This window comes from Nitrososphaerales archaeon (assembly GCA_032906765.1).
Classification (GTDB): Archaea; Thermoproteota; Nitrososphaeria; order Nitrososphaerales; family Gagatemarchaeaceae; genus DASPPF01.
The window spans coordinates 1-11,260 of record JAJTZB010000009.1 but is presented as its reverse complement, the minus strand read 5'-3'; the positions used below and the strand labels follow the sequence as shown (position 1 = coordinate 11,260).

Here is an 11,260-nt window from a genome sequence, read left to right as displayed (position 1 = left end):
CAATCGGCAGCTAGAAGAGGGTTGGCCTCTGCCTCTTCGGCTGCCTGAGGAGGAAGGGCGAAACGTGACCCCGGTACTTCCTCTTCAGGTCGGGTGCGAGGCTTGCGTAGCTCCTGATCATCTTCCTGCAGTTCTTCTCGCCACATCTGCACTCCATCGCGAACCCATCCCAGCCGACGTTGGTGGAGTAGTCGAACGTCAGCTCCTCGCCTTTGCTGATGCCTCTGATGGCCACGATTTCCCTCTCCCCACTGACTGAGCAGTTGGGGTCGCAGGAGTGGTTAATGCACCATCCAGCGGAGCCGACCCTAGGCACGACGTACCTGTCGTAGTCGACCTGAAAGCTGTGCGCCCAGCACCACTTTGGAATCTCCCATATCCACCTCGGCTTCCCTCCGTACCTGACTACGGCCTCCCCAGCGCCGATTTCAGCCTGTGCAACAACTCCCAGTCCCCTCTCTCCGACCTTCCTCACAACCAGTGGCGCCATACCCCTCGTCATCGAGTCGGTCCCAGCATCCAGCGCTCAGCGAGTCAGAGATTAATTACTTCGTTCACAGCGGGGTCTGCGTTGTTCAACTTCGCGGTGACGTGGCTGGCGGCGGTAGCGCTCGGAGTCGGGGCTCTCCACATGGTCGCGCCAGACCATTGGGTTCCCCTCACCGTCTACAGCCACAAGAAGGGGTTCTCGTCCAAGAAGGTAGCCATCATAGCCGCGCTGGGAGGGTTCGCCCACGTGGCCGGCTCCCTGGTGGTAATGGTGGCGGCCGTGGTGATAGGGTTCGCAGTGGCAGCTTCTTTCTCGGCTCTGACAAACACCATGGTAGGCGCCTCTTTCGTAGTGGTGGGCCTCTACATGTTGGTTGCTGGAATGAAGGCGCCAGATGTTGAAGAGGACCGCGTTGATGTCGTGAAGGGAACGAAGTGGCTGGTGTTCGCCGGTGCCTCTTCCCCGGAGCTTACCATTTTCCCAATCTACCTTGCAGCAAACGTGTACGGCTTGGTGGGAGTGACAATCTCGGTTTCTGCCTTCGCACTCGGGACTGTGTTGTCGATGGTACTCGTCACGATTGCGGGTGTGAAAGGGATGGGGAGGTTCCTCCGCGCTCCAGGTCGCGAAAGGCAGGTGGACTACATCCTCGCGTTGGTCCTGCTCGCGCTCGGGGCCCTCGTTCTGGCAGGCGCCTAGCGAACTACTTCGAGACCAGGAACTCCCTGCTGTTGGGTTCCTTTCCGGCCCAACGCTTGGACCAGTCGGCGAGGCCTCCGAGTATCTTGTGGAGCTCGTGCCCCTTTACAGTCAGGGAGTACTCCACTCGAGGGGGTTTGTCTGGGTAGATCTTCCTCTGGACCACACCAATCTTCTCCATCTGCGTGAGCCTCTCGGCCAAGGACGTCGCGCTAATTCCCTCAATCCTCCGCTTCAGCTCGTTGAACCTGGCTGGTTCCTTGAGCCCAAGCGCGTGAATTGTGGGTAGGGTCCATGTCCTCGTTAGCTCGTTCCATGCAGCGTGGACGACCTTGCAGGAGTCCAGAATCTCCCGGTCAAGCTGCTCTGACTTGCTCAGGTTAGACATGCGTAGTTAGTCGCGTATTCTGACTCGATGATAAAGTTGTTTGCCTCGGGTTCTCTTGGGCCCGCGGTGAGAGCAAAGAAGGAGCCCTTGACCTCATTGATTACGCGATGCTGGCATGGAAAGGGGTGGACCTGCCAGAGCAGGTAGTCATCCAGCGTAGCGTAGAGTCTAGTCTTCGCGCCACTTGAAGAACCTGACAGCCAAGCCGAAGATGACCAGCGAAAGGACGATGAGTATTCCCATGTCCACGTAGGCGGGCGGGTAGTTCCCATAGGTCATCACGTCGTTCAATCCGTCGATGAGATAGAAGAGCGGCAGGATGTGTGCCACGCTCTGGAGGTACGCGGGCATCATGGAGACAGGGAAGAAAGTCCCCGAAAGGAACATCATCGGGAAGGTGATGAGATTGCCAACAACCGCGGCTGATTCGGGGCTGTTGGAGACGGTACCGACCAGCATCCCGAGTGAGACGAAGAGGAAAGGGCCCAGCAACAGAAACGGGATTATGCCCCATGTGAAGCTAATGTGTGCCCCGAATAGGAAAATTCCAGTAACCGACATCAGCACGAAGGAGATCACCGTCAGGAGAATGTACCATACGATCTTCGAAAGGAGCCATTCGGTCTTGGTCAACGGCGTGAGCGAAAGGAGCTTGAAGACCTTGTCGCGCTTGTATTCGGAGCTGATATTGACAAGTGCGAACATCGGGCTGGTAAGCACGGAGAATCCGATGAGTCCGGGGATGAGGAAGTCGATGTACTTGTAGGACTGAGAAGCGGCGGTAAGAGTGTGTACTCCGAGGATCGGGACCCCGTGCACAGCCTGCAGGTTGAATGCGTTGGCAACGCCGTTCACGACGCCCGATACAATCGCGCTCGTCGTTGAGGCCGGGTTCCCGTATAGGGTTAGGTTCGAATGTTTCCCTGAGAGCACCGAACCTGTGAATCCGGCGGGTATCACTATGCCGTCTGAGGCAGAATGCGCCAGAAGGAAGCTCGTGAAGTTCTGGCCTGGCGGCACGCTGATCAGCTTGATCGGCCAAGTGCTGTTGTGTGCGACTACGGATCCGTTCAAAGCTGAAACCAGCTGGGTGCTGACTGCACCTCCATCCTGATTCTGGACGTAGACTGTGGTTGGTCCTGAGCTGCCGCCAGAGAATATCGCGCCGAAGAGCAGTATCAATATGACCGGAAAAATGAGCGAGAAGAAGGCGCCGATTCTGCTCCTGATGTAGCCCTTGCCGAAAACGCTCAGGTCAGCGAGTGTCCTTCGCGCGCTCACCATGTCCTTCACTTCGGCCTAACGAGCTCTCCCTGCTCGTTGATATCCTCGCCCACCATCCTCACGAATATGTCCTCCAGGCTGTCCCTCCTAGTGGAGAGGGTGTCCCAGTGAATCCCTGATTCCGCGATCGCGCCTAGTGCAATCATCGCATCGTTCTTCTGTTCCAAGTGTATCGTTACTGTCTCGTTGCCGTCGTGTTCGACTTTCAGCTTGGTGTTCTCGGCGATGTAGTCTGCAAGCGTCCTGTCGGGAACAACCTTGAGCCCCCCGCTGCACTTGAAGGGACCCTTCTCTGTCCCCCCCAGCTCCGTATCGAAGTGCCTACGGCCGACCGTCCGGTTGGCAACGGCGAGCACTTCGAGGAAACCGACGAAGTCTAGCTCCTCGACTCCCGGAAAGATGAGTATCGAGACCTTCATCGCATTCGCGCTTTTCCCTGGACCCGTAATAAGCCTGCGCAGCTTGTGCCTCGTGTGATTTCCTAGATGGCGGTTTTCCCCATTGCTGCGTACTACCTGTCGTTGGCGCGGTTGACTTCGCAACATAGCTTGTGCCGCTTCGTCATCAAGTGATTGTCAGAGGCAACTCTTGAACTTCGCAGGTCTCGGACGAGATGGCGCCCGGATGAACGGCGTTTCCAGACGCGCGGATGCAGCAAAGTTCTCTAAGCGAAGGGTCTTAAACCCCCGTCGCATAGCGTCCGAAGCGTCAGCGATAATCTTGAGCGAAGAAGTTCCGATTGTAAAGTGCCATACGTGCGCTGACATTGCTGACAGAGCCTTCGAGTCCACACCAGACAAGCTGCAAGAAGTCTCCAGTGCATTCCTGGTGCACGTGCTGGAGAGCCATCCTGGCGAATTGATGAATATCCTTGCCGAGCGCTACGGCCCCATCTTCCTCGCGAAGCGAGAGATGAGGTAACTCACTGTCTGCATCGCCGAAGTCCATGTGCAGGCGCGGCAGATGAAGGCCTTACGTGATGCTTGGCGTGAACCGGCGGCCTACTACCTGACGTCTAAACGGAGACGACGTCGGTGCCGATGAACTTGTCGCTGAACTTCTGGGTGAAACCCTTCGAGGTCGCAAGCCCGACCACTACGTCGAGCAGGAGCAGGACCCAATAGACCTTGCTTATGTTCCTCACCAATGTCTCTGCGAAGTTAGGCGCTCCCCCGGACGTGGTCCTGACCCTCAGACCCATGATGTGCTTCCCGATGGAAGCTCCCGTCGCAACCTCCGCGATGGCGAAGTAGAGGACGAGGGCAATCCCGGAGACGACTGAGAAAACCCCGGCGAAGAGCGACCCAACCATGGCTATTCCTCCGATGAGGAGGAAAGGGATGGCCAAGAGGAACGCAACGATTCCCACCGCGATGTTCACTATTATCGCGTCTATCACGAACGCCACAAGCCTCCTGAACCAGTGCCCCTGAGCCCGACTCTCCTTGACAAGCGTGTCGAATCCGCTAACTGGTGCCTGGGGCGCCGCGCCAGCCTGCGCCGCAGGCGCGCCGCAGCTGGGACAGAAAGCCGAGCCCTCCGGAAGCTCTTTGCCGCACTTCGCGCAGTAGGCCACGTTTTTCCTCTTCGGTTCGACCGATATAAGCGAGCACCTCTTTCTCGAAAATGAGAAATGCACACCCGGGGAAATAATCAGATGCCGCTCGTCTGCACCTAGCTTCAGGTCAATGCGTGTTGAGAGCTACCGCTTTACTGGTTGGCGTTCTATACGAAGCCGAGGCCTGCAGAGTCCATCCTCTTAATGCACTTCGCGCATTTCAACCCTCTGGGCGTTCGGTAGAGGCGCTCCAGAGCGCCGCAGCTCGGACAGTAGTTGCGGAACTTCGATTCTTGGACACTAGTGGCCATTGACCTATCTCCTTCTTGACCTGCGCCTGAGCGACTCTTGGTTGTCAATCTGCGCGCACACCGGGCAATAGAGGCGCGTCCCCTTTCCTTCCTGCTGAAGCCTGATCCTGTGCGTCACACAGAGCTCTGGCTGGGTCTGACTCACCTCCCCCCCGTTTCGGCGTCCCTAATAGGGGTGTATAGCAGCCGTTCTCAAGCCCTTTTTCAGCGTCTTTCGGGAGAGCGCGCAAGAGTCGTTTCATCTCTGCCAGCGTTTTGACGGGCATAAGCATCTTAATCCTCCAGAACGCAACTATCAACCCGCCCAGCAGAAAAGCACCGATGGGAACAAGCTTCAACGTCGGTGTCTGGAGAGGCGGGGAGAGCACCAGCCAGACCAGGAAGGAAGAGAGGAGGATCGCAAGCTGCCTCGGGCTGACCCAGACCACCCTCAGCGGTATGCCCCTCCTGGCCCAGCGGCTTGCTTCTTTGAACCAGAGGATTCTGATTACGTCGGATATCGACCCTGCGGGATTTAACGAGGAGTTGCAGGGTTGTCAGAGACTGTCGAGAACCAAGAAAACAGAACGTTGCCGCGGTCGATTTAGCTACTATTCAGGGTGGGGTCGGTTAGAAGAAACGAGCTTGGCCTTCTCATGTCGGATTCCCGACTGGCTGCAAACTTGAAATCAATCTCAATATGTCGTCAGCAGTAAGTGGGTGATAAGCGCGTACCTGATACCATATTCCACCGTCCCAGAACTGTGCGTAGAGTGAGCTACCGAATTGCTCCTGCAGGGCTGGATCGCCCATGCCTTGCTGTGGATTCAGGAGAACGGGGATTCTGTTTATAGTTAGCAATTGGAAGCTCCCCCGCGTATTGTTAATTATGGTACTCAGGTCATTTGGCGAAGGCTGTGCTCCAGGTCTTATTTCGAACACAATCTCCGCGTATCTGAAATCTTTGATTCCAGTACTGCTGTATGTAACCATCGCATAGCCATAGAGGGAGTTGACATCGGGCACATGAACAGAGGTCAGACTGAAACCATTTGGAAGCTGGCTCGGGAGTCTCAGCGTTAGGTTGTGAGCAGAATAGGCAGCTGAAAGTTGCGAAACTGAAATTTCGCTGCTGGAACTAGTAAGCCACGGCGGGTATGGAATTCCAAAAATCGGTTGGTTACTTTGCCTCGCGGGAGAAGAGAATGCCACGGCAGAGAGTGCGACCGCGAGAACCAAGGTCGTGGCAAGGAAGGCACTTCTCTTCAACATCCCGTACCTCCCGCAGCTGTGAATTCTGTATCACTAATTTGGTTAATTGTGTAAGGACTATCTGCATGAGCCGCATGCTGAGTCCAATAGAGCCAACTGCCAGGCAGGTAGATTGTTTGCAACTGTAGACCGGAGAAGTGCGTATTCGCAATGACTATGCAAGTATTGGTGGTTTCTGAGAAGGCCTGTAAATCTACGGCTTCGCTGAAGGCCGTTGACCAGGTTGTACCAGTGGCACTATCGGGTGTACAAGACCAGTCATAGTTGTTCTGATACAGAACGTTATAGGAGTAGGTGCTTCCTGGGCTGGGGTTGCCGAAATACCGAACGTTTTCTTGACCGTTGTAGTACTCACAGTAGTAAGTGTCCGAAGTGTAAGCTGCGCATTTGACATTCAGGCCGCCGCATTTGACGTATCCAACTTGGACCCACTGAGATGTCGAATAAGAGAATACAACGGTCACCCACTGAGCCAAGTCGTCAAAGTAAGGCACGTAGGGGTTTATGGTGTATATGCTTCCACGAATGCCCACGAGGGTATTGCTGCATGCGGTATCAGGTGGGGAGCAAAAGAAGTAACCCGCGTAGTAAGGATCAGCAGCCGCGGACGCAGATGGAATCACGGCGGGTGACAACAAGGCCACAACGATAATGGCGGCGACCTCAGCAACTCCGACGGACCTCACCACTCTGCGCCTCTTCGGACAATCCCTGCTTTGATTCGTGTAACGAGTTTCCTTCCGAGAATTCGGGCAAAAGTATATTACACGAAATGCGCCAAAAAGAGTCGGCGCTTGCGGTGGTTTGGGCTTCTGTTCACTGCCCTGCTTGTCTTTAGCGCGATTAATACAGTACTTGCCTTCGTGCAGATTTCCCGAGTCCCCATATTCCAGCTCCCTTCACCCGGAGCTACCCCGCCCTCGTTTCAGGAACAACTGTTACTCTCAATCAGCAGTGGTTCTGTCTTCACTGCCCCAGTGGGTTGGGCCGGGCTCATCTCTCTTTGGATATGGCGGGGGTATACAAAATCCAGGTGGAAACAACTAGGCTATGATCGTGACGTATTCAGGCTTATGACGCAAATGAGAGGGGCTGCCACTCGGTTGAAATTGCTGGAAGCACTGGACACACCGATGGACAGGCTTCAGCTTGCAAACAAGCTGGGACTGGACTGGAAGGCAATTGATAGACAGACCGAAATCTTGTGCAAGTACGGCCTAATCAGGGAGCAGCAGGCCTACGGCAAAGTGAAGATTTACTCGCTATCTGAGAATGGCAAGACGATGCTCAAACTCATAAAAGAACTGAGTGAAGAACCACAACAGCAAGGCTGAGCGAATAAGGTCGGCAGCTTCGATCGCGTGTACAGATCCAAGGTCGGCAGAAGGATACACATTCGAAGAGGTACACGCAGGGACGTCGATTCCGTCTACAAGCCCGAGCCCACGCCAGAACGAATAAGCACGACTCGATTACACGGCATGTACGGAGGAAATCCGTAAATCCCCATCGACACTTGATTCTCTGTGTGAGACTCAAGCGCCTCAGAATTGGGATAGCACTGATCCTGCTCGGATTCTTGTTTGTCTTCTTTGTTCCGCTTGTCTATGATGCGACGATGTTTCAATGCGCCGAAAGTAGTTTCGTGTGCCTGACTAACCCATCAGGACTGAAATCGTTAGGATACGCCCTCTTCCACTGGGGCGGGGCTTATTCATTTGGGGAAGCAGGAGACTCGCAGCTCCTGGGCTATGCCTTTCTTCCAGAGGGATACTTCTCCTACCCTGGCACCAGCGGCCTCACATCTTTCGGGGTTCTGCTCTTGGTCGCCTTTCCTATCACAGTCGCTTGCGTTGGGCTACTCGCACCCGAAATCATCAGGAAATCCCGTGTGATGAGGATTGGTTTCGTTGGTCTTGGTGCGGTTGTATTCGTACTGCACGCCCTCTTCTTTCTTTCCATGATTAGCGAGGGGTTCAATCTTACCGTCGCGTTGCTTGGGGCGGTCCTCGCCGCCACGGGCGGGACCATGGTCTTGTATGGTCTTCGCCCTGGATTTTTCACACCAACAACATGACTTGGAACAAGAGCAACTCGGAAATCAAGAAACGGATACTGCCGGCTGGAAGTTCATCCCAAAATGGCGCTGGGGAAAAGCTGAGCCTGACCAAGGCCATAGGATGTGGGCCAAAATGGACTACGTGACACATCCGAAAATGGAAACCTTCATAACCGCTTCACGAATGGGAACCACGAAAGCTGGAGTAGGATATGCCGAAATTCAAGACGACCTCAGAGGCTCTCAAGAGTACGACTTCTGGCCTCTTAGGGAGAACCTGACCGACCTCACTTCGCTTCCAGCAGAGTAGGCTATGATCATAGCGTCGCCATCAGGCTTTACCATCCTGATTGTGCTCCTCTCGAACCCGCTGACCCTGCCGCTTCTCGAACATGACGGACTGGTCGGTGATGTGTAGGAGTGATTCTTCACCGTCGACTTTGACCCTCATTCCTTGTTCGTTCGTCTTTTCCTCCCCCTTGCCGTATCGATTCGTTCGACTTCGACATATAACTCCCGCTGAGGCGACGGTCGGAGTTGCTTCACAAGCCAGCCGTGACGGTGTTGGTGGCAAAGGTACCAACGGTGGTTCTGACAATGATGCTGACCCTATCACCAGCTACGAGATCCTGTATCACAGAAGTTGTAAGATTGGTCTCACCTTCACGTCCCAAACGAATGCCTTGCAGATTCACAAACACGGAACCTTTGAACCCGACGTTGCTCGAATCTCCAGTCACATTCGCATTGGCGAGCGTCACGTTGACAGCGCCCACATTCTTCACCTCGAAGACGACAAGTCTCGTGGTGGCGTTGGCGTACGCCTGCGTTATTGCTATTCCTTCCAGAGCAACACCGGGCATGCCTTCCAAGGGTGCGCCTTGCGTGCAGGGCGCCTCGCAGCTCTCTGCAGTCAGCACTGTGGTGGATGTGCTGGTCACCACGCTGCCGTTCGGGAGCGTTCTCGTCATCGTCACCGTCTCGGCTGCTATCCCCGGGTTTGTCGTGGCCCCAGAGACTTCGTTGCGTGCTCCGACAGTGAAGGTCGCCGCCACGACCCCCGCCATCACAATTACTATGATCGCGGAGAATGCGACGAACCCCGTTCTTTGCATGCTTCAGCACCCAGGGAAAGGCGAAGTGCCAATCCTCCTATTATCCCTTCAGAACGATTTCTCCATCGCCGGGCAACTTCAAATCCGAAGCCCCGCGGCGATTTCTACAACACAGTGGGGGTTAAGTTAATTGGGAAGCTATTGCCTTGGAGGTGGTGGATGACGGAAAAAATCCCAGGGTGGCTCGAGAGGGTCCTTCTCCCAAGGCTGAGCGAGATATCAGGTGAGATAAAGGCAATCCATGCCAGAATCGACGGGCTCGACAATAAGATCGATGCCGTCGATGCAAAGCTAAGCGCCAAGATCGACGCCTTGGACGAGAAGCTTAGCGCGAAGATCGACGACCTTGACAAGAGGCTCGACATGGCCCAGCGACTGGCAATTCTTGAGACGAAGATGGGCGAGCTCCAGCCGAAGAGGTAGCGCGGGACGGCGCGGCGGACTGACCGCTGCGCCCTTTCCACGATTTTACAACATACCGATAGTCAGAATCTCAAATCCCGCACCACACGCCAGAAACACGGGTCGGCATCGCCTGGGCCGAACGATTTGATTATCTCTTCTCGGGCCCATCGAAGGAGCCTCTTTGAGGCCAGAATGACATCCTCGTTGTTCCTTGGAGCGCCGGCGAGCCCCGACGCCAACTCGAAATCGCGCTCGAAATCGGGAGGTCTGACCTTCGCTTGGCCAACTATCTGCCGGTACATGCTCTTGTCGGAGTCCATGTCAATCGTGTTCAGTGCGGCTACCAGCAAGGCTGCGTTCTTGCCGACGATGTAGCCGTCCTGGAAGAATTCGGGCCCCCTCTCCGAAGGCGCCTTGTCCAGCATCTTTCCCATGTATTCCGCCATCGTCACATATGAATCGCGGATGATTGCCATCTGGCGCTTCTTGTTCCACCGTCGCGCGAGCGCCTTCCGGATTGTCTTGCTGAACTCCTCCCTGTCGCCGTAGAGGAGCCTGGCCTTGCGGAGTTGCCTCGTCCGCCACAGGAACTCTTGGTCGTCGTCTCCAACGTAGCGATGCTTGAACGACTCTTCATCAACAAGCCACCCACTGACGATTCTCCCTTCAAACACCCCGAAGAGGTCTGTGACCGAGCCGGGTGGTTTCGACAGGCCCCTCCTGACGACTACGTTGTAGTCGCTGTGTTTGTGGTCGCTTCCTTCGGCCGTGCTGCCGTCCAGTATCACAAGCATCGCATTCCCGGACCTGGCTCCGGCAAGCTCGAGGGCGTAGCCCACCAACCGCTGCTCTGCCCCTGTCATCCTGCGACCTACGCTGAGACCGCGTTGAAAAAGAGTATCCATCCAGCGGCGGTTTCTACAAAAAGAGGGGCGGTTATCTGCGAAGCGTAGATGAAAGGGAGACTTGTGCGCCACCGTCTACTACACGAAACTGATGAAGGGCAAGCTCTACCCCAAGGCCACCAGGACCAGCTCCTTCGCCTACGCTAACGAAGTGAACAGGGAGCGAGGAAGGGTCGTTTCGAAGTACATCGGCATCATGAAGGTTCCCGAGGGTTCGGATGTAGTAGAAAAGGGAGGAGATGCAGACGCCGACAGTCCCGGCGAACCCCAACAGGTTTAGCCGCAACTACTCCGAGTTCAGGGTTAGTCAGACCGAGGCTGAATCGTCCTTCCTCGCCTCCCTCAACTGGTACGGCATAGCTGCGGAGCGCGACTGCAAGATCGTCGATTGGTCATCTGTAAGATGCACGCATTGCAAGGCCGAGTTCGCGGTTGAAGGCGGAGAAGCCACAATCATAGGTCCTCACGACCCGCTACCAACTACCAAGTGCCATGAATGCGGCGAAGATGCGGTTCCGAGGGCATTCCTACCGGACCTGGTCCTGAGCCGCAAGAGGAGGATTGTAGTAGAAATCTCTGGGAAGAAGAGCTCCATCCACGACCGGCCGAAGGTGGATTTCTATAACAAGGCGGGAATCCGCTGGATCGAGGTCAACAACGAGACGGCAAAGTCGGCAGAGGCGGTGAGGGCGATTTGTCAGGCCCTGGCCCTGTCGGTCGGAACGTCCCATCTGGAGAGAGTCTGGGGGTCAAGAAGAGCTTAATACTCACAGAGGTCATTAGCGATTGCGAATG

15 protein-coding genes are annotated in these 11,260 nt (G+C 55.5%); 7 read left to right on the top strand and 8 right to left on the bottom strand.

The window, feature by feature from the left end:
• Positions 1-10: 10 nt before the first annotated feature.
• Complete coding sequence (locus LYZ69_08850; GenBank protein ID MDV3278550.1) at positions 11-502, bottom strand: SET domain-containing protein-lysine N-methyltransferase; 492 nt, start codon at positions 500-502, stop codon at positions 11-13.
• A gap of 69 nt (positions 503-571) precedes the next feature.
• Between LYZ69_08850 and LYZ69_08845 the strand changes: the two genes are divergently transcribed.
• Positions 572-1,189, top strand: coding sequence for a hypothetical protein (locus tag LYZ69_08845; GenBank protein MDV3278549.1), 618 nt, complete (start codon positions 572-574; stop codon positions 1,187-1,189).
• 4 nt (positions 1,190-1,193) lie between these two features.
• On the opposite strand, the gene LYZ69_08840 is transcribed toward LYZ69_08845, so the two are convergent.
• From LYZ69_08840 to LYZ69_08830, 3 genes are all read right to left on the bottom strand, one after another.
• Positions 1,194-1,577 (bottom strand): helix-turn-helix transcriptional regulator, encoded by a 384-nt coding sequence (locus LYZ69_08840; GenBank protein ID MDV3278548.1) that lies wholly within the window; start codon positions 1,575-1,577, stop codon positions 1,194-1,196.
• 168 nt (positions 1,578-1,745) lie between these two features.
• On the bottom strand, positions 1,746-2,858 hold the full coding sequence (locus LYZ69_08835) for an ABC transporter permease (GenBank protein MDV3278547.1): 1,113 nt from the start codon (positions 2,856-2,858) through the stop codon (positions 1,746-1,748).
• An 8-nt stretch (positions 2,859-2,866) separates the two neighbouring features.
• Positions 2,867-3,280 carry a hypothetical protein gene (locus LYZ69_08830; protein MDV3278546.1) on the bottom strand — a complete coding sequence of 138 codons (414 nt, stop codon included), beginning with the start codon at positions 3,278-3,280 and terminating at the stop codon, positions 2,867-2,869.
• 301 nt (positions 3,281-3,581) lie between these two features.
• Between LYZ69_08830 and LYZ69_08825 the strand changes: the two genes are divergently transcribed.
• The gene (locus tag LYZ69_08825) at positions 3,582-3,782 is read left to right on the top strand and encodes a hypothetical protein (GenBank protein ID MDV3278545.1); all 201 of its coding nucleotides are present in this window, start codon (positions 3,582-3,584) and stop codon (positions 3,780-3,782) included.
• Between the two features lie 94 nt (positions 3,783-3,876).
• Here LYZ69_08825 and LYZ69_08820 read toward each other — a convergent pair whose 3' ends face one another.
• Complete coding sequence (locus LYZ69_08820) at positions 3,877-4,437, bottom strand: RDD family protein (GenBank protein MDV3278544.1); 561 nt, start codon at positions 4,435-4,437, stop codon at positions 3,877-3,879.
• A gap of 149 nt (positions 4,438-4,586) precedes the next feature.
• Entirely contained in the window at positions 4,587-4,730 is a 144-nt protein-coding gene (locus LYZ69_08815; protein ID MDV3278543.1) for a hypothetical protein, read from the bottom strand.
• 2,360 nt (positions 4,731-7,090) lie between these two features.
• Between LYZ69_08815 and LYZ69_08810 the strand changes: the two genes are divergently transcribed.
• Positions 7,091-7,315: a hypothetical protein gene (locus tag LYZ69_08810; protein MDV3278542.1), complete on the top strand. Its 225-nt coding sequence runs from the start codon at positions 7,091-7,093 to the stop codon at positions 7,313-7,315.
• A 194-nt stretch (positions 7,316-7,509) separates the two neighbouring features.
• Entirely contained in the window at positions 7,510-8,058 is a 549-nt protein-coding gene (locus LYZ69_08805; protein ID MDV3278541.1) for a hypothetical protein, read from the top strand.
• A gap of 524 nt (positions 8,059-8,582) precedes the next feature.
• Here LYZ69_08805 and LYZ69_08800 read toward each other — a convergent pair.
• Positions 8,583-9,155, bottom strand: coding sequence for a hypothetical protein (locus LYZ69_08800; protein ID MDV3278540.1), 573 nt, complete (start codon positions 9,153-9,155; stop codon positions 8,583-8,585).
• Between the two features lie 159 nt (positions 9,156-9,314).
• Here LYZ69_08800 and LYZ69_08795 point away from each other — a divergent pair, with 159 nt between their 5' ends.
• A complete protein-coding gene (locus LYZ69_08795; GenBank protein ID MDV3278539.1) occupies positions 9,315-9,578 on the top strand; it encodes a hypothetical protein in 264 nt (87 codons plus the stop codon).
• Positions 9,579-9,640: 62 nt separating this feature from the next.
• On the opposite strand, the gene LYZ69_08790 is transcribed toward LYZ69_08795, so the two are convergent.
• Entirely contained in the window at positions 9,641-10,423 is a 783-nt protein-coding gene (locus tag LYZ69_08790; protein MDV3278538.1) for a hypothetical protein, read from the bottom strand.
• A gap of 103 nt (positions 10,424-10,526) precedes the next feature.
• On the opposite strand from LYZ69_08790, the gene LYZ69_08785 reads away from it, so the two are divergent.
• Entirely contained in the window at positions 10,527-10,745 is a 219-nt protein-coding gene (locus LYZ69_08785) for a hypothetical protein (protein MDV3278537.1), read from the top strand.
• Positions 10,705-11,229: a hypothetical protein gene (locus LYZ69_08780; GenBank protein ID MDV3278536.1), complete on the top strand. Its 525-nt coding sequence runs from the start codon at positions 10,705-10,707 to the stop codon at positions 11,227-11,229. The genes LYZ69_08785 and LYZ69_08780 overlap by 41 nt, the downstream gene beginning before the upstream one ends.
• Positions 11,230-11,260 lie beyond the last annotated feature (31 nt).

What these genes read in the sequence shown, in the direction of transcription:
- LYZ69_08850 (MDV3278550.1), bottom strand. Translation starts at nt 502, where the DNA reads ATGACGAGGGGTATGGCGCCACTGGTTGTGAGGAAGGTCGGAGAGAGG.
- LYZ69_08840 (MDV3278548.1), bottom strand. Translation starts at nt 1,577, where the DNA reads ATGTCTAACCTGAGCAAGTCAGAGCAGCTTGACCGGGAGATTCTGGAC.
- LYZ69_08815 (MDV3278543.1), bottom strand. Translation starts at nt 4,730, where the DNA reads ATGGCCACTAGTGTCCAAGAATCGAAGTTCCGCAACTACTGTCCGAGC.
- LYZ69_08830 (MDV3278546.1), bottom strand. Translation starts at nt 3,280, where the DNA reads ATGAAGGTCTCGATACTCATCTTTCCGGGAGTCGAGGAGCTAGACTTC.
- LYZ69_08795 (MDV3278539.1), top strand. Translation starts at nt 9,315, where the DNA reads ATGACGGAAAAAATCCCAGGGTGGCTCGAGAGGGTCCTTCTCCCAAGG.
- LYZ69_08780 (MDV3278536.1), top strand. Translation starts at nt 10,705, where the DNA reads ATGCAGACGCCGACAGTCCCGGCGAACCCCAACAGGTTTAGCCGCAAC.
- LYZ69_08800 (MDV3278540.1), bottom strand. Translation starts at nt 9,155, where the DNA reads ATGCAAAGAACGGGGTTCGTCGCATTCTCCGCGATCATAGTAATTGTG.
- LYZ69_08790 (MDV3278538.1), bottom strand. Translation starts at nt 10,423, where the DNA reads ATGACAGGGGCAGAGCAGCGGTTGGTGGGCTACGCCCTCGAGCTTGCC.